The sequence below is a fragment of the Thermomicrobiales bacterium genome, from assembly GCA_037045155.1.
Taxonomy (GTDB): domain Bacteria; phylum Chloroflexota; class Chloroflexia; order Thermomicrobiales; family CFX8; genus JAMLIA01.
Genome location: JBAOIG010000003.1, coordinates 1370299 through 1389443, shown reverse-complemented (window position 1 = coordinate 1389443; position 19145 = coordinate 1370299). Strand labels below are relative to the sequence as shown.

Genomic DNA, 19145 nt, shown 5'->3' with positions numbered 1-19145 from the left:
GCCTGGCCGGCGCCCTGGAGAGGGCCTACGCGGGGCCAGTCGCTGTCCCGCAGGATATCGACGAGCCAGCTCAGGTGAGCCGTATCCGTCGGCGGGTCGCGATGCAGGCGTCGGCCTCTAGGATGGCGGCCCGGTATACGTCGCGGCGAAGACGGTGTCCCTGAGCCACTTGCGGAACGCCTGATTGTCCTGAAACTGCTTGAACAGTTCGAGATGATCTGACATCAGGTCAGTGATAACGCCCTTTAGCGCCTTCTCGTGCTCAATCTCTGCGTTCTGCTTGTCGGAGTTTCTTATTGCGTTTTGATACGCTCGATTGGCGGCGACCTTGCGCGGGATCTCCTCGGCAATCAGGTAGCGAATCTTGTCGTCGTCGTGCCATTCGATATTGCCGAACAGGTCGTTGAACGTCTTGATGATGCTGCTGAGCGGCTCAATCTCCGGCTCGGGAACATAACCGCCCACTGACATCGGCACTGGCCCAATGGGGCCGTCTGCGTCGGCCAGCGCAATCGCCAGCGCTGAGCGAACCTCGACGCGGTAGCTGTCCATGTCGATCGCTTCGAGGATGCCCTTTGAGAGGTCGTCCTCCTTCGGGGCCGGCAGCTTCGGCGTCAGAAAGTTCAGGAAGATCGACAGCTTCTCCCAGCCGACGTTGGAATAGGGCAGGATCGACGACAGGAACTCGTAGGTCCGTGGGAACGCCTTGGCCTTGGCCTTGAAGTCGACCTGGCCGTCCTCGTCCAGTTCCTCATTGTAGGTCGCCACGCAGGTGTCGAGGATCGGGTCGAGCTTGTCGCGGTCTGCGCCGCCGAGGTAGCGCTCGACCAGCGCGTCGACCTGCCCCTGTTCGTAGACCTGATAGCCGTCCAGGTCGGCCTTGAGGTCGTGGAGCTTGTTCGGGTCGGTCTCCTCGCTAAGGATCGTCGTGCGGTAGTACGGCTCGAACGAGGCGCGAATCATGTCGGCGTTGTTCTGGAAGTCCAGCACGAACGTGTCGTGCTTCTGCGGGTGCGCGCGGTTCAGCCGCGAGAGGGTCTGGACCGCCTTGACACCGGATAGCGGCTTATCGACGTACATCGTGTGCAGCAGCGGCTCGTCGTAGCCGGTCTGGAACTTGTCGGCGCAGATCAGGAAGCGGTACGGATCCTCACGAATCCGCTCCTCGATCTTGCTACTCGGGAACCCGTTGAGCGACGCCTCGGTGACCTTCTCGCCCTGATATTCCGGCTCACCTGAGAAGGCGACGATCGCCCGGTATGGGCTCTTACGCTCGCGAAGGTAGTCGGTGAACGCCATGTAGTAGTCGATTGCCCGCTCGATGCTGCCGGTGACGACCATTGCCCGAGCCGCTCCGCCGATCTTTCGTCGGTCGATGACCTGCTCGTGGAAGTGGTCGACCATGATCTCGGCCTTGCTGCGGATGGCCCGATCGTGCGATTCGACGTAACGGCGTAACTTCTTCTTCGCCTTGCGAACGTCGTACTCCGGGTCGTCCTCGACCGTCTTCATCAGGCGATAGTAGCTCTGGACGGGCGTGTAGTTCTTGAGGACGTCGAGGATGAACCCTTCCTGAATGGCCTGCTTCATCGTGTAGCTGTGGAACGGACGTGGCTTGACGATACCGCTGGCGTTGTCGCGCTCGCCAAAGATCTCCAGTGTCTTGTTCTTCGGCGTTGCCGTGAACGCGAAATAGCTGGCGTTCGGCAGCATCTTGCGCGTCTCCATGATGCGGTTGATCTGGTCTTCGTAGGTGTCATCATCCTCAGCGGTCACACCCGCCAGCGCGCGATGCATCTGGGCTGCTGTGCGACCGCCCTGGCTGGAGTGCGCCTCGTCGATGACGATGGCGAACCGACGGCCGCTGTGTTCGTCGCCGATCTCGTCGAGGATGAAGGGGAACTTCTGGATCGTGGTGATGATGATCTTCTTGCCGCTGCTGATGAAGCGGCGCAGATCGCCGGATTGTTCGGCGTGGCCGACGGTGTTGCCAACCTGCGCGAACTGCCTGATCGTGTCGCGGATCTGCTTGTCGAGCACCCGCCGGTCGGTGACGACGATGATGGAGTCGAAGACCTCACCACCATCGCGCTGCAGGCCGACCATCTGATGGACGAGCCAGGCGATCGAGTTGCTCTTGCCGCTGCCGGCCGAGTGCTGGATCAGGTAGCGCCGCCCCGCTCCCCGCGCCGACACATCGGCCAGCAGCTTCCGCACGACGTCGAGCTGGTGGTAGCGCGGGAAGATCTGCCTGCGCGACTTGCGCCGGGAGCGGTCGTCCTTCTCCGCGACGATCTGGGCGTAGTTCTCGATGATGTCGGTCAGGCCGTCGCGGGTGAGGATCTCGCGCCAGAGGTAGTCGGTCTTGAGCCCGCTCGGATTCGGCGGGTTGCCGGCGCCGTCGTCGTAGCCCTTGTCGAACGGCAGGAACCACGAGCTTTCGCCGCGCAGCTCGGTCGTGAACTGAACCTGGCTGTCGTCTACCGCGAAGTGGGCCAGGCAGCGCCCGAGGTGAAACAGCAGCTCGCGCGGGTCGCGGTCGCGCTTGTACTGCTCGACGGCGTCGGTGACGGTCTGCTTGGTGAGGCTGTTCTTCAATTCGAACGTGGCGACCGGCAGCCCGTTGATGAACAGGACGAGGTCGAGCGCCAGCTGCGTCTCGTCGGCGCTGTAGCGCAGCTGGCGGGTGACGCTGAAGATGTTGGCCGCGTAGCGCGCGGCGGCCGACTCGTTGCCCGGCGAGGGCGTTCCGTAGAACAGGTCGATGTGCGCCGAGCGGTCGTCGATGCCCTTGCGCAGCACGTCGATAACCCCGCGCCGCTCGATCTCGCCCTGCAACCGCCCCAGAAACTTCCCGCGCGACGGCGTGTCCTCGGCGAGGTCGAGCCGGTCGTAGACGGCCGGCTGGGTCGGGCGCAGGAACGCCAGCAGCTTGTCCAGGTCGACGGCGTGGGCGCGGTCGTAGTCGGCCGAGTGTCCCAGCATGTAACCCGCGCCGCCGTAGGCCGGCCGTTCGTCGTTCAGCCCGCCCGATTCCGCGGTCGTTCGGTGGCCAGTCATCGTCGCGACAATCAGATCCTCAAGCCCGTGCTCGGTGGTGTCGGTCGGCATCGTCGTCCTCAGACAATCTCGATCAGTGCTTCTCCGTCGGCGAGCGCCGCCAGGATGGCCGGCAACAGCGGCTCGAACCACGCCAGCAGCTCGCGTCGCGTCGTGTTGCCGCGCCGGACCCAGACGACGGCCGGACCATCCGACGCCAGCCCCCGACGGAGGGCGAAATCCTCGTCCTTCGTCACCACGGCCGCTCCGACGCTGCGCGCGTAGTCCCAGATCTCCTGGTCGGTCGCCAAGAGCAGCCCGACGTCCGCGACGTGCTCGCCGTCATGGCCACGTTCCGCCAGCCACCGCGCCAGGGCCGGCGGGAGCTGCGCGTCGACCAGAAAGCGCATCAGGCGACGCGCAGGACCGGGTGGTCGGCCTGTTGGGCGGCGAATTCGAGCGCGGCCGTGATGTCGCCCGGCTCCAGGTACGGGTAGTCCTCGATGATCTCCTCACGGCTCGCCCCGGCCGCCAGCAGCTCCAGGACATCCTTCACTCGCACGCGCGTCCCGCGGATGCAGGGCCTCCCGCCGGCCTGCCCCGGCGCGACCGTGATGCGTCCCAGCTCGCTCATTCGAACCCCCCTTCGCCCTCCGCGTCGTCCAGCGTCTCGTCGCCGTCATCGGGTTCGTCGAGCTCGTCGTCCTCGTCCCACGCCGCGTCGCCCTCCGACAGTTCAATCCCGCGTACGTCCAGCTTGCCAGTCACGACATCGGCGATCAACCGCGTGCGGTACTCGCGGATGAGGTCGATCTCTCGTTCGATACGGCGATCGACTGCATCAGTCGATGCGTTTCGGTTTCGGTATCCAGGTACTCAGCGATGTCGCATCTGCTCTTTGTACCGGAGGACAAACCATCCGGTACCGTCGGAGCTTCTCATATCGGTCAGGTGTCTGCAAGATCGGTGTTTTCACTTCCGTACCGAGAGAACACTCCACGCTATCGCTATCATCCGGACTCAAGTGATACAGGAGATCGCGCCTACGTCGCGCTGCAGTGTGTTGCTGGGCGCATCACAGCGATGTAACGCCTTGCTGAGAGCCACAGACGGGCAACGACCCATTCCAGAACGCATGAGCGGCTGACTTCCCCACCTTCACACCACGAGCAGATCACCGTCTTGGAGTCGTATATCGGTCGTACTCACGCGGCTCGATGTCCATCATCGGCATGATCCGACGGTGTTCACGCGGTCCCACTGGACTATCGGGCGTTCCGTTAGTACGGGACAAGATGAGCGACCGGTAATTCGCTTCGACGTCGACGCATCTTGCCGAGGTGTATGCGTGTACCAATGCGCCGGCACGTCGCCGAGCCAGTCGATGCCCGACGGCTTGAGCGGCACGTGCCGGGTCGAGGCCGCGCGTCACCGCCTGGTGGATGATCGCCTGCTTCTGCTCGTTCAGCAGCTCGATCTGGCGGCGCTTGGCGCGGATGAGGCGGGTGGATTCGGCGTCACATGGTGCGTCAGGAAGCCAGCTATGGTGCACCTGTTCGGATGGGCGGAGGGCACAGGAATCGTTTGGTAGCGCTCGACTCAGTAGAGTCGATTGATAGCTCGGCTGATCCAGTGCCGAGTCCGTTCGAGATCGACTCCGATAGTGCTGCCTGCATCGCGGACCGCAACAGTGAATAGTCAGCATAGGCGTGTCAACTATCGTCGATCGGTCGCGGAACGATCGCTTTACAGCCTGGGCTAATGAGCCCAGCTCCAGCGCGCCGCTATGGCGACCTTGCCAACTGGCGCTCGCGATTCGTAGACTACGCTACCATCCGGGAACGACTGACGCTTGTACACGATGCCAGCCGCTCGATCGACAGGCTGATTGCGCTTGATCGTGAAGCGCGTTGAGGTCGGCTAACAGCTCGAGGCTGTCGTACCGACAGCGATATCACCGTCTCAGTATCCGGTTGCGTGCAATTCGGTCGTCGGTCCCGCCGAGCAAACTGCTCGATCACGAACTGTCAGCTTCTCGAGTGCGCCGGTGAGCGTGCGCGATCGCGGCCATGGCTCGTCATCGCGCATCGTACTCAGGATACGGATCGCAGCTCCAGGCTCATCGCCCGTCTCCGACTGTCACCAGCACCTGGTCGAGCAAGCCCGTCCGTCTCGCGCTCCAGCGCCTCGATGTCGGCGCGGATCTCGGCCAGCGTCCGCAGCGGCTGGGGCTTGTAGAAGTAGCGCGTGAACGAGATCTCGTAGCCCACCTTCGTCGCGTCCGGCACGACCCAGGCGTCGGGCGCGAACGGCAGGACCTCGCGCGCGATGAAGGCGTCGATGCCGCCCTCCTCCAGCAGCGGCACCTGCTCGGTGTCGCGCAGGTCGCTGTCCGGCTCGTACTCGACGATCGCCGGCCGGCCGTTGATGACGGCCTCGAAGCGACCGTGGAGCGGATCGGGCGGCGTTCCCGCGCGCCAGCACCTTGCGGATGACCGGCGGCGCGTCCTCGGCCCGCTCGGCCGTCTCCTTCAGCTCGCGGATCTCCTTGGCGCTGTAGGCGCGGCCGGGGTCGATGCCGCGCAGCCGCAGCGGGCGTTCGACCGTCACCTTCCAGTAGCCGAACGCCTCGTTCGGGAAGATCTTCGACTGCTCGTCTTCCTCGAACGCCAGGTAGCGATCGACGATACGCCGGATGTCGTCGGCGGAGAGCTCGCAGTTCTTCTTGCCCAGGTTCTTGCGCAGTGGCTGGCGCCAGCCGGTCGCGTCGATCAGCTGCGCCTTGCCGCGCCGGTGGGCCGGCTTGCGGTTGCTCAGCACCCAGATGTAGGTGGCGATGCCGGTGTTATAGAAGATGTTCAGCGGCAGCGCGACGATCGCCTCCAGCCAGTCGTTCTCGATGATCCAGCGGCGGATGTTGCTCTCGCCCTGTCCGGCGTCGCCGGTGAAGAGCGCCGAGCCGTTGTGCACCTCGGCGATGCGGCTGCCGAGCGGCGTGTTGTGCTTCATCTTCGACAGCATGTTGGCCAGGAACATCATCTGGCCGTCGCTCGTGCGGGTGACGAGGCTGTGCTCCGGGTCGCCAGCGTGGTGGACGACGAAGCGCGGGTCGTTGAGGCCGCTCTTGCCGCCCATCTTCTCCAGATCGGTCTTCCAGCTCTTGCCATAGGGCGGGTTGGAGAGCATGAAGTCGAACTCGTGTGACGGGAAGCCGTCCTGCGAGAGGGTCGAGCCGAAGCGGAAGTTCTCGGCCTCCTCCCCCTCGCCCTTGATCAGCAGGTCGGCCTTCGAGATCGCGAACGTCTCCGGGTTGATCTCCTGCCCGAACAGGTGGATCGAGACTTCCTTGTCGTGCTCATCGGCCAGCTCGGCCAGCCGCTCCTCGGCGACGGTCAGCATCCCGCCGGTCCCGCACGCTCCGTCGTAGACGAGGTAGGTGCCGGACTCGATCTGCTCGGCAACCGGCAGGAAGATGAGGTCGGCCATCAGCCGGACGACATCGCGCGGGGTGAAGTGCTCGCCGGCCTCCTCGTTGTTTTCCTCGTTGAAGCGCCGGATCAGCTCCTCGAAGATGGTGCCCATCGCGTGGTTGTCCAGCCCCGGCAGCCGGACCGTGCCGTCGCTGGCGAAGACCGGTGTCGGCGCGACGTTGATCGAGTGGTCGAGGAACTTCTCGATCAGCGCGCCCAACACCTCGGCGTCAATCAGCGTCTGAATCTGGTTGCGGAACTTGAACTTGTCGAGGATCTCCTGGACGTTCGGCGAGAAGCCATCCAGGTATGCCTCGAAGTCGGCGCGCAGTTGCTGGATGCGAGCGCGGGAACGGAGGTCGCGCAGCAGGAACGGCGACGTGTTGTAGAACGCCTGGCCGGCTGCCGTGCGAAGGGCGGAATCCTGGTTGACGAACCCGGCCGCGTCGAGTGACTTCTTCATCTCCAGCACGGCCGGCTTGGTCGGCTCCAGCACCGCGTCGAGCCGCCGGATCACCACCATCGGCAGGATCACGTCGCGGTACTTGCCGCGCACGTAGACGTCGCGCAGGACGTCGTCGGCGATCCCCCAGATGAAGTTCGTGACCCAGCTCAGGTTCCCGTTGCTCACGCCACCCCCCACGCATCACCATCGTCGTTCGCTTGCCCCAGGTCGCGCGATCATCCTAGCCCCGCCGCCCGCCGGATGCAAGCAATTCACAACTAAAGCGAAGTCCGGCGCGCAAGAGAACCCCTCTCCCAGCATTGGGAGAGGGGCAGGGGTGAGGGCCAGCCCTCCTACCCCACCAGCAGCGTCATCGGCGCTTCCAGCAGGGCCTTGAGCTTCTGCAGGTAGCGCGCGACTTCGGCGCCGTCGGTGAGGCGGTGGTCGGCGGACATTGTGACCTTCATGATCGTCTCGGGCTTGAACTTGCCCTTGTCCGCGTTCCAGACCGGCTGGGCCTTCGCCGCGCCGATGGCGAGGATGGCGGCCTGCGGCGGGTTGATGATCGCGATGAACTCCTCCACCCCGAACATACCGAGGTTCGAGGTCGTGAACGTCCCGCCGTGGTACTCCTCCGGCTTCAGGCCACCCTCGCGGGCCCGCCTGGCCAGATCCTTGGTCAGCCGGGCGATTGCGCCGAGCGACTTCTCGTCGGCGCTGGGGACGAACGGCGAGATCAGCCCGCCCTCGATGGCGATCGCGATCCCGACATCGATGTGGTCGTGCAGCTCCATCTGGCCGTTGTTCCAGGCGGAGTTCAGCACCGGGAAGTCGCGCAGCGCCAGCGCGGCAGCCTTGACGATGAGATCGTTGACCGACACCTGGCTGGCTTCGTCGAGATCGCCGTTGACCTGCTTGCGCAGCTGCAGCGCCTTGTCCATGCCGATCGCCATCGTGACGTAGAAGTGCGGCGCTTCCTGGAAGGACTGGCTCATCCGCTTGCCGATCGTCTGGCGAATGCGCGGCAGATCCTTCAGCTCGCCGCCGACGGTCGGAATCGGCTCGGCAGCCGCAGCTGCGACGGGCGCCGGCGCGGGGGCCGGGGCGACGGGGGCTTGCGTCGGAGCGGCCTGCGGCATCGGCTTCGCGCCGGTCAGGTACGGGTCGACGTCGCGCTTGACGATGCGGCCCTGCGGACCAGTGCCACGAACCTGGGAGAGGTCGATTGCGTGCTCGGCGGCGAGGCGACGAACCAGGGGTGACGCGCGGATGCGCTCTCCCGGCTCGTGGCTCACGACCTGGGGCGCTTGCGCGACCGGCTCGGCGATAGCTGGCGCTGCCGCAGCGACGGGCGCGGCTTCAACTACAGGGGCCGGCGCAGGCGCAGGGGTTGGCGCGGCGGCAGCCGGCGGCGCGGCCTGCGCGGCGGTCTCGACCTCCGGGATCACCTCGTCGGCCCCGCCGATGATCGCGATTGGCTCGCCGACCGGGACGGTCTGCCCCTCGGTGATGAGCGTCTTGCGCAGCACGCCGCCCTCGAACGCCTCGATCTCGATATTGACCTTGTCGGTCTCGATTTCGGCGATCGCCTCGCCGCGCGCGACCGGGTCGCCGACGTTCTTCAGCCAGCGCAGCAGCGTCCCGGCATCCATGTCGTAGCCCATCTGGGGCATGACGACCGTCTTCGCCATCTTGCTTGCCTCTCCCCATTCCCCGTCTGCGGGGTCCGTCAATCTATCAATTCAATCTCCCCCCTCTCCTCGCGAGGAGAGGGGGCAGGGAGCCCTCTGGGCAGCGGTGAGGTTACGCCAGCGCCTGCTTGGCTGCGGCGACGACCTCGTCCTTGCCAGGAATGACCAGCCGTTCAAGGTTCCGGGCATACGGCATCGGCACCTCGATGCTGCCGACGCGGCCGACTGGGGCGTCGAGATAGTCGAACGCGTGCTCCTGGACGGCGGCGGCGATCTCTGCGCCGAGGCCCATCGTGCGCCACGACTCTTCGACGATCACGCAGCGGCTGGTCTTCCTGACCGACTCAATCACCGTCTCGGTGTCCAGCGGGCGCAGGACGCGCATGTCGATCACCTCGGCGGAGATGCCCTGCTCGGCCAGCTCCTCGGCCGCGCCGAGAGCCAGGTAGAGGCCGCGCGACCAGGAGACGAGGGTGACGTCGGTCCCTTCGCGGCGCACCTCGGCGCCCTCCAGCGGCAGTGTATAGTCGCCGGCCGGCACCAGCCCGCGGTTGCGGTAGATCAGCGAATGCTCGATGAATACGACAGGGTCGTTGCCGCGAATGGCCGACTTGAGGAAGCCCTTGGCGTCCTTCGGGGTGGCCGGCATCACGACGCGCAGGCCGGGGATGTGGGCGAACCAGCCCTCGAAGGTCTGCGAGTGTGTCGCGCCGAGCTGCCCCCAGCCGGAGGCGGTGCGGACGACGATCGGGGCGGTGAACTTGCCGTCGAACATATAGTGGATCTTCGCGGCGTGGTTGACGATCTGGTCGATCGCCAGCAGCGAGAAGTTGATCGTCATCAGCTCGACAATCGGCCGCAGGCCGGCCATCGATGCGCCGACTGCCATCCCGACGATGCCCAGCTCGGCGATCGGGGTGTCGATGACGCGCTTGCGTCCGTATTGCTCCTGAAAGCCGCGGGTGACGACGTAGGATCCCCCATAGGCCCCGATGTCCTCGCCCATCAGCAGGACGTTCTTGTTGCGATCCATCTCCTCGGTGATTGCTTCGCGCAGCGCGTCGCGATAGGTGATCTCGCGCTCGCCCTGTTCGTTCTGGGCGACGGCCTCCTGGGCCCTGCGTTGCATATCCTCCAGCTCAGCCAGCGTGCTTGCCACGGTGTTCCTACTCCGTTTCGATCGCTCAAAGGTCGAAGCCAGCGACGGCCGGCCGCGCTAGTACTCGTCCGCGTAGACAAAGTCCCGCAGGGTCGATGGATCCGGCCAGGGGCTCTTGTCGGCAAACTCGACCGCCTCGTCGACAACCAGCTCGATCGCCGCGTCGATGCTGTCGAAGTCGGCCTGCGCGGCCTTGTCGGCCTGCAACAGGCGCTCGCGGTACAGCGAGATCGGGTCATCGGCGCGGTGCTCCTCGATCTCGTCCTTGTCCCGATATGTCTCCGGGTCGGCGAGCGAGTGGCCGCGGAAGCGATACGTCATCGCCTCGATAAAGTAGGGACCGTTGCCGGCCGTGCAGTATTCCCGCGCGCGCTGGGTGGCTTCGTACATCGCCAGGACATCCTGTCCGTCGATGATCTCGGACGTGATCCCCAGCCCGGCAGCCTTGGTGGCCATCTGCGGGACGGCCGAGTGATATTCGCTGGCGGTGCCCATCGCATAGAGGTTGTTCTCGCAGAGGAAGACAACTGGCAGCTTCCAGAGTGAGGCCATGTTGAGCGCCTCGAAGAACGCGCCGCCGTTGGTTGCCCCATCGCCGAAGATGACCACGGCGATCCCGTCGATCTCCTGGTACTGGAGCGCCAGTCCGATGCCCGCGCCGATCAGAATATGGCCAGAGACGATCGCATAGCCGCCCCAGAAGTTTCGCTCGGGGTGGATCAGGTGCATCGAGCCGCCGCGTCCGCCGGTCGTGCCAGTCGAGCGGCCGAACAGCTCCGCCATAACGGCGTTCGGGTCGGACCCGATCGCCAGGGCGTAGCCGTGGTCGCGATAGTGGGTGATGAGGTGATCCTGCTGGCGCATGGCGTGGATCGCGCCGACGGCGACAGCTTCCTCTCCGATATAGAGGTGGAGGAACCCGCCGATCTTGGCGAAGGCGTACTGTTCGGCCGAGTGTTCCTCGAACCTGCGGATGAGGACCATCTGGCGGTAGAGCTCGAGTAGCTCGTCCTTGCTCATCGAGCCGAGGGCCACGTCGCCAGCCCGTACGGCCGGCTCAGCCTTGCTAGCCATGCCACGTCCTTTCACCCGGTTCGCCCGGTTGGTTCCTGTTGTCGTGTCCGCATTGGCCGGCGCGGATCTGGCCGTTGTGCCCTGCTTGTTGGGCGATGATCGCGGCAACCCGTCCAGCCTTCCGATACCTCCGCGGCGCTCGCCTCGCGACCTTGTGAATCGCGTAACAATAGCGCCAGACATGGCTGGTTTCGCGTGTCACTCCCCCGATCCCAGCCAGGATGTCGGCTGCGCAACGGCGCTCCGCCATCTCCCCACCGATTGTACGCCACCGATTCCAGACGGGTCTATGGCTGGCCTGAATTGGCCGATCTGCCGATCATCCAAATCGGCGGCCGGCCACCCCGATACGCACCGAATCGGCGGCGCTGAGCATGGATCGTGCCGAACCGGACGAGACGCAGGGTCAGGTTGACGGAAAACGAGTTACGACGTCTGGCGCACGGGGATGGAAGGCGATGACAGGTTCACGACTTCCATGAGTATCGTCGGAACCTCGGTGGTGGTTCGGCAAGGTCGAAAGACCCAAAGACCCTTACTGCCCAGATTGTTAACGGCGTCACACCAGCGCTTGGCCGCTTCGTACTTCTGCCGGTCTTGCTCGTCCTCATATCCCTTGACTTCGAGAAGCAGGTGCGCCCCGTTGTCGAGCGTGACGACGAAGTCGGGCAGAAAGTGATGCTGGGCGCCCGCGAAGTCGTAAGGGATGGTCAGGTCGAGGTGGTCGTTTCGGGCATAGGTTCGCACGAGCGACGACGTCTCTAGTTGGAACGCGACGGACGCCTCCCAGGTCGTCGTATCGAGGACGACGTGGCTGATATGGCTCTTGATCGTCCCGCGCACGTCCCTGCCGGTGCGGAAGGAGACCTCGTCGGTCGAGCCAGTCGGCCGGAAGCGTTCGATGCGTGGCAGCAACTTCGCTGAGCCGTCGTCGCTGACAGGACGGATCGCCGTGCCGAGACGGCTAACGATCGCCTCGACGTAGGTGAGTAGGCCAATCTCGCGCTGGTCGGCCCCGTTGAAGCGCACGCTCCGGCGGACATAGGTACGGACGATCGCGAGCACCTGAGGAAAGAGCAGGTGACGAGCGCGGAATCGGAACTCGTCGCGAGTAACCATCTGTTCGGTGACGAGACGCGCGATCTCGTATTCGATCTCCTGGAGTCGGACGGATTCGTAGAACTCCTGGCGTGTCTGCGTCACCGGCTCGCCGACCCCGTGCAGCGCAGTGCCGCCTGTTTCGTAGCCCACTCTCGCTCGGGCGATGACAGTGGTCGGCTCGACCGAGGGGGTAACGCTGATCGGCTCGACGTCGGCCAGATTCACGGCGATCTTGTCGGTGGCCGCAAATACGAACCCGTCGACGCGAGGGAACTCGATCTTGAGGTGCTCGCGCTCCTTGAGCGCCTGAATCAACGTGGACGGCTTCGGCGCTGGCGGCGGGCCTGCCGCGCGCTTCTTAATTGGGATGACTTCGAACGGGATGCCATAGACATCAACGTATTCCTCGTTCATCGGGACGCCGTCTTCGTCGAGGTCGAAGTCGTACGAGGACCGCCGCAATCCGCGTCCGACGACCTGCTCGCACAGGAGCTGCGAGTCGAACGCCCGTAGCCCGAGTATCTGAGTGACGTTGTTCGCGTCCCACCCTTCGGTCAGCATGCCGACTGAGACGACGCAGCGGACATCCGCGCCGGGCTCTTCCAGCTTGCCAACGGTCGAGACTTTACGCCGCAACTCCTCGGCGGCAACGGCCTTATTGGATGAGCCTTCAGCAAAGTCCGCGTCGGCCAGCAGCTTCGAATCGATCCGCAGCGTGTTCTCCTCGCCGGGTTCGTTTCGCAGCCGCTCCAGCGCTCCCTTGCCGTCGTTCGCGATGTACTCGTAGACAACCTTCGAGATGTCGGTGTTGTCGCAGACGACGATCATGCACGGAGGTACTGCATAGCCGCTGCCCGCCCATGCATCGGCGTTGGCGACCCAGAGCCCGGCCAGTTGCTGGAGTGCGCCTTCTGCCTCGCGAAGGACTGCTTCTGGCTTCGGTTTGCGCCGAGCAGTACCGCGCTCTGCCGCTGGCAGGTTGTCCATGATCCATTTCCAGAGCCGGAAGTAGCGCGGCTCAGGTGCTCCGGTGTCGTCGGCCACCGGCACGCGCGGGATCTTCACGATCCCCGACTCGATCGCGTCCACTAGGCCGAAGTCGGACACGACCCACGGGAACGGCGTGCTCTCCTCGTAGCCGCTGCCCTTGATGTAGAACGGGGTTGCCGACAGATCGAGGCAGAAGTTGATACCGCGCACGCTCTTGATCCGGTCGATGCCGGAGACCCAGACGGTGGCTTCCTCCTTGTCACGACGTAGGGCGTTCTTGTCCTCTGCCGACAGCCCGCTGAGCTTGTCGTCCTCCTCGTCGAGCGGCCTGGGACGATAGGCGTGGTGTGCCTCGTCATTGATGACCAGCAGGTTGTTGCGGCTGCCAAGGTTGCGCAGGACTCGTGAGCAGAACGCCGCGTCGCTCTCGCGGCCGCGCTGGACCACACCTCGCCGGCCGCTGTCGTCGGCGATCGCCAGCGCGTGCCAGTTTGTAATGTGGATGCGCGCCTGGCCGAGGTCGGCGAGCAGACCGGCCGGGACGAGGTCGAAGCGTTCGTAGTAGTTGCCCCGCGCGCCGGGGATGAGCGCGCGCTCCGGCTCCTGCCCATCCAGCGTCAGGTCGCGTGGCGCGCCGCCGAGCCGCTCCTTGATTGTAAGGTTCGGGCAGAGAATGAGGACAGCGTCCGAGTACCGGTTCGATCGCGACCCGTGGACCTTGTTCAGCACCGACCAGGCGATGACCATCGCCATGACGACCGTCTTGCCGCTGCCGGTCGCCATCTTGGCGCAGTAGCGAGTGAGCGGGCCGTAGCCGCGCTCGACGCTGTCCGGATCGGCGGGAACGTCGGTCGGAACCCGGTTCGCCATCCGGCGGCCGGCCTCCGTCTCTGTCAGCCAGACGATCGTCTCGGCTGCCTCGCGTTGGCAGAAGAAGAGCTGCCGCTCCCGCTCCGACTGCTGCCAGTGCTCTAGCAGCCGTTTGGTGATGCTCGTCGCGCCTGGATAGCCTTGCTCGCGCCAGCGCCCGACGCGCTCGCGAATCTCATTGACGATCTCCAGCTGGACGAAGGTCTCGTCGGCCAGCATCGACATTTGGGCCGATGCCTCGCGCGCCCGCGATGGATCGCGGTAGTAGTAGCCAGCAGGCCGCCGACCCGGAGCGACGCGCGGCAGGCCGGTATCCTGCTCATAAAGCCAGTAGCGCTTGGGCTCGCGAAAGGGATTGTTCAGGATCGGTTTGTCGACGGCAAGGCTCATCGGGTGGCCTCGCGTTCGCTGTAGCCGGCTTGCTGATCGAGATGCAACACGCGCATGACCTCGTTGCCACGCTGATCGATGACCTTGGCGGCAACGCGCTTGTGTTCGCCCGGCAGGAATGACAACGACGTCGTACTCGTCAGTTGCTCAAACCGATCAGCGTCGAGCGTGCCCTTTAGCGCACGCTCCAGCTTCTCCCACGCGTTCGAGTTGGGGAACGATGCCTGGCAGATCGCGAACGTGCGTCCGTCGTAATCGGTGTCCAGGAACCAGGCGGCGACTTGCTCAGCGCGCGCCGAGGCGACGGTGCCGTCGAGTGGGTTGTAGACATCGACACCACGCAACTCGACCGTGTATAGCCCGTCCTCGCCCGCATGCAGCCGGACATCTGGCTCACCGAAGACGGCAAAGAGTTGCGAATTGGCTGTTGTCTTGAGCAGGCTCTCGCCGCGCGCGTCGGTCATGATGACGTCCGGGCGGATCTGCGACATCAGCGCGGTGAGGTTCGGGTGCCGCATTTCGCTGATCGCCTGCTGCGCCTCGGCCTGGAAGCCGAAGCCGGCAAAGACAATTGCATCGTAGCCACCTCGGCGGGCGGCGTACAACCCATCCTCCACCTGTCGGGCGGAAACCGCGCCGTTTTGCGGGCCAAACGAGATGGCCACGCGTCCGAGCGCACTGTCGGCGCTGGCCTCGCCTTCGGCGTGGATGACGCCGCCGGAGACGGGTCGGAGATCGTCGAGGGTCAACTTCTTGTTATTGGGGAACGTGATGCCGTCTTGGCCCAGCAGGTCGATGAGCCGGTCGATGACCGCACCGTCGTCGTTGGCGTCGCTGAGCGCGTTGCTTTCGATGCTGGCGATGATGTCGTCGCCGGGTTCGGGCGCGCCGCCGATCGGCGATTCCATCTGAACCGACAGCACAGCCGGTGGGATTGCTTCGACAGTGAACGGGCCGGACACGCGCACGAAGTCGTTGTCAATCTCCGGCTGGTCGTACAGCGTTTCCTGTTCGGCGTCCTCAGCGATGATCGCGTCAATCTCGCGCTTCTGGGCCAGCCTGAGTTGCCGGATATCTTCAGATTCAGGATTTGCCCCCCCCGCCAGAAGTGCGTCGATCTTCGCCTTGTACTTTTCAGCGACAGGGTCGATGCGCGTGTTCTGCGCGATCGACTTGAGCATGATGTGCGGAACTGTCTTGTAGATGAACCCGCCATCCACTCCGTCTTCGGCGTTCGCGAGCCGGTAATACGGGAAAGCTCGCTGTCATCAATCGTTGTCGAGCCAACGACAGCGCCACGCGGCTGGTGTCGATGGTGATCCAGCGCCGCCCCCACTGCTCCGCGACGTAGGCGGTCGTTCCGCTGCCGCAGGTTGGATCGAGCACGAGGTCGCCAGGATCGGTGGTCATGAGGAGGCAGCGGGCGATTACGGACGTATGCGGTCTGTACGACGTAGACCTTCGGGTCGGAACTAGAAAAGCCTGCACTTCCCGTATCTGTCCAAGCGTTAGTCATCGGTGTGGCAGGAAAGTCATCAAGGTAGCGTTTGTAGTTGAGCTGGGATGCCAAGGCCTACCAAGTCGTCCTGCAGCCGCGAAGCCTATCTAATCCTTTTGGATTAGTCGTCTTCCAATCGCTCGATGGGCACCGCAGTCGTATCTTGACACCTTCAGTAAGTACGTAGTAACGTTCGTCTGGATTACCAGGGTCCTGAGAAGCTACGAAGCTCACGCCGAAGCACTCGTGCTCCTTCAGGAAAGCGAGTTGGGATTGGCATACTCTTCTGACCTTATACGTACGTAGCGTCTCGTCTGGTACTTCGACGTCGCACTATAGCATCGTTGAAGGTGCCCAACACCTGTCGGCAACCATAACTGACAAGTACTTGACTGCGGTGATCGTCTCTGGCGTACCAAAGCAGGTAGTCGAACGTGCCATCGCTCAGAATTGCTCGACGCGGTGGATGCTGTCTTAGCAAACGGATATGAGGCGGCAGAAATTCTCCGCACCAAACACCTCGTCCAGCACCGCCCGCACGCGATGCACGTTCTCATCGGAGATCTGGACGAAGATGCTGCCTGAGTCGGTGAGGAGTTCGCGGGCAACCCGCAGGCGGTCGCGTATGTAGGTCAAGTAGGAGTGGATGCCGAGCGTCCAGGTATCGCGATATGCCTTGATCATCTCCGGCTCGCGCGAGAGGGAGGCGTCGTCCTCCCTGACGTCGCGCTGGTTGATGCGTGGCTGGAAGTTGCTGCTGTACTTCACGCCATAGGGCGGGTCCATGTAGATCATCTGGACTTTGCCGGCCATGCCCTCGCGTTCCAGCAGCGAGTTCATGACGACGAGCGAGTCGCCCAGAATGAGGCGGTTCGCCCAATCGACATCGTGCTGATAGAACTTCACCGCTTCGCCGAGCGGCAGTTGCGGATCGGAGAACAGGCCGAGCTGCTTGACCTCCGGGCGACGAACAGCGTCGATGATCGCCTGTGTCGAGATGCGCTCGTGGACGTGGAGCGAGACGGTTTCGACATCAACGCCCGCTGCATCAGCGACCTCGATGCTCTCCAGCCCCGGCTTGCCGGCCCAGATGAGCTGCGGCGAGAGGTGTGGGTCGTAGGCGTACTGCCGCGTCTGCGGCTCCTGGAGGGCCGGCTCGTAGCCGGCCAGCCCGATCGGCGGGTTGTTCTTCCGCGTCTCGTCATACCGATACGCGCTGACCAACTTCTCCGGCTTCTTCACCATCGTCGCCCCCTCGCCCGACTGAAGCTGACATCTTCGCCTATCCTAGCGCAGACGCAAGGATGGCTCCAGCCTCCCCCGAGCGCGCAGGCTGCCCACCCACAGCGTTCACAGCCGACCGAAGACAACGCTTCGCTGCAGGATCCACCCCCGGCGCGACGTTCGGCGCCACCGAGACACCCTCCCCCGCAGGGAAGGAGGGGGTCTCGTGCTACGCTATTCCTCGGAGTGAATCGGGGGTGGCGATGGCGCGGGTCATCCTGATCGTTGTTGCGGTGGTTTTGACCATCTGGCTGCTTGGCGCGGTTGTTGGTCTGCTGAGCCGCGTGCTGCTGGTATTGCTGGTCGTCGTCGTGCTGGTGCTCGTTCTCCGCACGCTGACGGGCGAGCGACGGCCGTAAGCGCGAACAGGCAGCCCCGAGTGTCTTGACGTGCGAGCGCTCGCCAACGATCATCCGCCGGGCGGTAGACGTTGGGAGAGGGGCGGGCGCGTGCGCGAGGGGGTTGTCAGCATCGGCGAGGACCGGACGGTCTTTCTGACTCTCTGCCTTGCAACGTCGCTCAGCGTCCTCACATCGCTCTCGCTCTCGCCGTTCCTGCCAGCGATCGGCGGGGATCTCAACACCTCGACAGCCCTGCTCGGCCAGGCGGTGATGGTCTCCTCGCTGGTCGGCGGGATCGTCGGGCTGGCGATCGGCCCGTCGGCCGAGTGGCTCGGCTACCGCCGCTTGCTGTTGCTTGGCCTGATCGCGCTGGTGATGTGCAACGTCGGAATTGCGCTGGCCCCCGCGTTCGGCTTCCTCGTCGCGGCCCAGCTGCTGAGCGGGCTCAGCGCGGCGACGATCTCGCCGATGGCGTTTGCGATCGCGGGGATCCGCTACCATGGCGATGTCCGCCGTCAGGTGATCAGCAGAATGTTCGCCTCGGCCTCGGTCGCCAGCATCGTTGGCTTCCCGATTCTGACCTTCATCGCGAGCCAGTCGTCGTGGCGCTGGTCGTTTGTGGCGCTGGCGTTCATTGCTGTGGCCGGCCTGGTGTTCACCGCTGCCACGCTCGATGCCGATGTCATCTCCGCCCACGAGCCGTTGCGGCTCCGCGCGCTGCTGGCGACCTATGTCCCGCTATTGCGGCACCCACCGGTTGCGCTCGTGTACGCCGCCCAGTTCTGCCGCGGCGTTGCCTGGACGGGATTGCTGACCTACATCGGCGCGTTTCTGGTCGAGCAGATGGGGCGATCGCTGCAGGAGGCCGGCCTGATCTGGCTGGCGCTTGGGCCTGGGTTCATGACTGGCAGCCTGCTGGTCAGCGGGCCTCTGCGCCATATTCCGGCGCGGCGCACGTTCTTTGTCACGGTTCTGGCGATGGGGGCGTTGATCGCGGTCGTCTTCGTTGTCCAACCACCGATTCTGCTGACATGGGCAACGCTGCTGGGCGCGGCGTTCTTTGGCGGAATCGCCGAGGTGACGGCGGTGACGATCATGTCTGGCGAAACGCCGACCACACAGGGGACAACGATGGCGCTCAACTCGTCGATCACCCGCTTTGGCACCGCGGTCGGCGCACTGACCGGCGGCCTGCTGCTGGCGGTTGGCAATTATTCGGCGCTGGGGTTGGGCCTCCCGCTCGTTGCGCTGGCTGCGGCGTTGGTCTGCATGGGGTCCGGTCGGGGGACGACGGCAGGACGTGCTGTGCGCGAGGGCATCGCGTAGAGACAGATCCCTGCCAGCTCCGCCCCATGCCGGGGCAGGCGCGAGCCGATTCGTCAGCGCTTCGCGTTTGCCGGGCAGCTCACCCAGGAGAGCCGCAGTTACCGGTGGCATCCGTGCGCTCGTTTGCCAGTCCGGCGGCGTCTGCCACCCTCTGGAGCGGACGCCCTGCCCGCGATAGCTGACATAACCGGCTCGCGTCTGCCCGGGCTGCCTCGCTTGCCGTCACCCCTGCCCCGCGCACCGGCCGAGCATCGCGCGGATGGCATCAGTCTCGGTTGGGCCGGAGCCAGCGACCATGCGGCGGTGGGCGTCGCAGCAGGAGCCGTCGTTGGCCGGCCTCGCCAGGCCAACGGCCACCCACTGAGTCGCGGCCGGCTGGGTCAGGTAGTACTCAACCAGGCAGTTGCCAGTGTCCAGGCACATCTCGAAGTGATCGGGGTTGGGACTCGTGATCGTTGCAGACATGG

The 19145-nt window shown here is 64.6% G+C and carries 15 protein-coding genes; 3 read left to right on the top strand and 12 right to left on the bottom strand.

Going from position 1 to position 19145, the window contains the following annotated elements; all coding sequences use genetic code 11:
• Nucleotides 1-117: 117 nt before the first annotated feature.
• The 4 genes from V9F06_09655 to V9F06_09640 are packed head-to-tail and all read right to left on the bottom strand — an operon-like array spanning nucleotide 118 to nucleotide 3822.
• Nucleotides 118-3111 (bottom strand): type I restriction endonuclease subunit R, encoded by a 2994-nt coding sequence (locus tag V9F06_09655; protein ID MEI2617882.1) that lies wholly within the window; start codon nucleotides 3109-3111, stop codon nucleotides 118-120.
• Nucleotides 3112-3119: 8 nt separating this feature from the next.
• Complete coding sequence (locus tag V9F06_09650; protein MEI2617881.1) at nucleotides 3120-3449, bottom strand: DUF5615 family PIN-like protein; 330 nt, start codon at nucleotides 3447-3449, stop codon at nucleotides 3120-3122.
• The gene (locus tag V9F06_09645) at nucleotides 3449-3673 is read right to left on the bottom strand and encodes a DUF433 domain-containing protein (GenBank protein ID MEI2617880.1); all 225 of its coding nucleotides are present in this window, start codon (nucleotides 3671-3673) and stop codon (nucleotides 3449-3451) included. The genes V9F06_09650 and V9F06_09645 overlap by 1 nt, the downstream gene beginning before the upstream one ends.
• Nucleotides 3670-3822 carry a hypothetical protein gene (locus V9F06_09640; GenBank protein MEI2617879.1) on the bottom strand — a complete coding sequence of 51 codons (153 nt, stop codon included), beginning with the start codon at nucleotides 3820-3822 and terminating at the stop codon, nucleotides 3670-3672. The genes V9F06_09645 and V9F06_09640 overlap by 4 nt, the downstream gene beginning before the upstream one ends.
• 565 nt (nucleotides 3823-4387) lie before the next feature.
• Here V9F06_09640 and V9F06_09635 point away from each other — a divergent pair.
• Nucleotides 4388-4630 carry a hypothetical protein gene (locus V9F06_09635; GenBank protein MEI2617878.1) on the top strand — a complete coding sequence of 81 codons (243 nt, stop codon included), beginning with the start codon at nucleotides 4388-4390 and terminating at the stop codon, nucleotides 4628-4630.
• A gap of 548 nt (nucleotides 4631-5178) precedes the next feature.
• Here the strand turns inward: V9F06_09635 and V9F06_09630 are convergent.
• From V9F06_09630 to V9F06_09600, 7 genes are all read right to left on the bottom strand, one after another.
• Nucleotides 5179-7140 carry a class I SAM-dependent DNA methyltransferase gene (locus tag V9F06_09630; protein MEI2617877.1) on the bottom strand — a complete coding sequence of 654 codons (1962 nt, stop codon included), beginning with the start codon at nucleotides 7138-7140 and terminating at the stop codon, nucleotides 5179-5181.
• 167 nt (nucleotides 7141-7307) lie between these two features.
• Nucleotides 7308-8645: a dihydrolipoamide acetyltransferase family protein gene (locus V9F06_09625; GenBank protein MEI2617876.1), complete on the bottom strand. Its 1338-nt coding sequence runs from the start codon at nucleotides 8643-8645 to the stop codon at nucleotides 7308-7310.
• 112 nt (nucleotides 8646-8757) lie between these two features.
• Nucleotides 8758-9804, bottom strand: coding sequence for an alpha-ketoacid dehydrogenase subunit beta (locus V9F06_09620; protein ID MEI2617875.1), 1047 nt, complete (start codon nucleotides 9802-9804; stop codon nucleotides 8758-8760).
• Nucleotides 9805-9861: 57 nt separating this feature from the next.
• Nucleotides 9862-10878, bottom strand: coding sequence for a pyruvate dehydrogenase (acetyl-transferring) E1 component subunit alpha (pdhA, locus tag V9F06_09615; GenBank protein MEI2617874.1), 1017 nt, complete (start codon nucleotides 10876-10878; stop codon nucleotides 9862-9864).
• Nucleotides 10879-11304: 426 nt separating this feature from the next.
• Nucleotides 11305-14229 (bottom strand): DEAD/DEAH box helicase family protein, encoded by a 2925-nt coding sequence (locus tag V9F06_09610; protein MEI2617873.1) that lies wholly within the window; start codon nucleotides 14227-14229, stop codon nucleotides 11305-11307.
• The gene (locus V9F06_09605) at nucleotides 14226-15449 is read right to left on the bottom strand and encodes a hypothetical protein (GenBank protein MEI2617872.1); all 1224 of its coding nucleotides are present in this window, start codon (nucleotides 15447-15449) and stop codon (nucleotides 14226-14228) included. Before V9F06_09605 ends, V9F06_09610 begins: the two co-directional genes overlap by 4 nt.
• Before the next feature lie 752 nt (nucleotides 15450-16201).
• Nucleotides 16202-16972 (bottom strand): DNA methyltransferase, encoded by a 771-nt coding sequence (locus V9F06_09600; protein MEI2617871.1) that lies wholly within the window; start codon nucleotides 16970-16972, stop codon nucleotides 16202-16204.
• Between the two features lie 242 nt (nucleotides 16973-17214).
• On the opposite strand from V9F06_09600, the gene V9F06_09595 reads away from it, so the two are divergent.
• Both V9F06_09595 and V9F06_09590 read left to right on the top strand, forming a co-directional pair.
• On the top strand, nucleotides 17215-17370 hold the full coding sequence (locus V9F06_09595) for a hypothetical protein (GenBank protein ID MEI2617870.1): 156 nt from the start codon (nucleotides 17215-17217) through the stop codon (nucleotides 17368-17370).
• A 90-nt stretch (nucleotides 17371-17460) separates the two neighbouring features.
• The gene (locus V9F06_09590) at nucleotides 17461-18678 is read left to right on the top strand and encodes an MFS transporter (GenBank protein ID MEI2617869.1); all 1218 of its coding nucleotides are present in this window, start codon (nucleotides 17461-17463) and stop codon (nucleotides 18676-18678) included.
• 222 nt (nucleotides 18679-18900) lie between these two features.
• Here the strand turns inward: V9F06_09590 and V9F06_09585 are convergent, their stop codons facing one another.
• A complete protein-coding gene (locus V9F06_09585; GenBank protein MEI2617868.1) occupies nucleotides 18901-19143 on the bottom strand; it encodes a hypothetical protein in 243 nt (80 codons plus the stop codon).
• Nucleotides 19144-19145 lie beyond the last annotated feature (2 nt).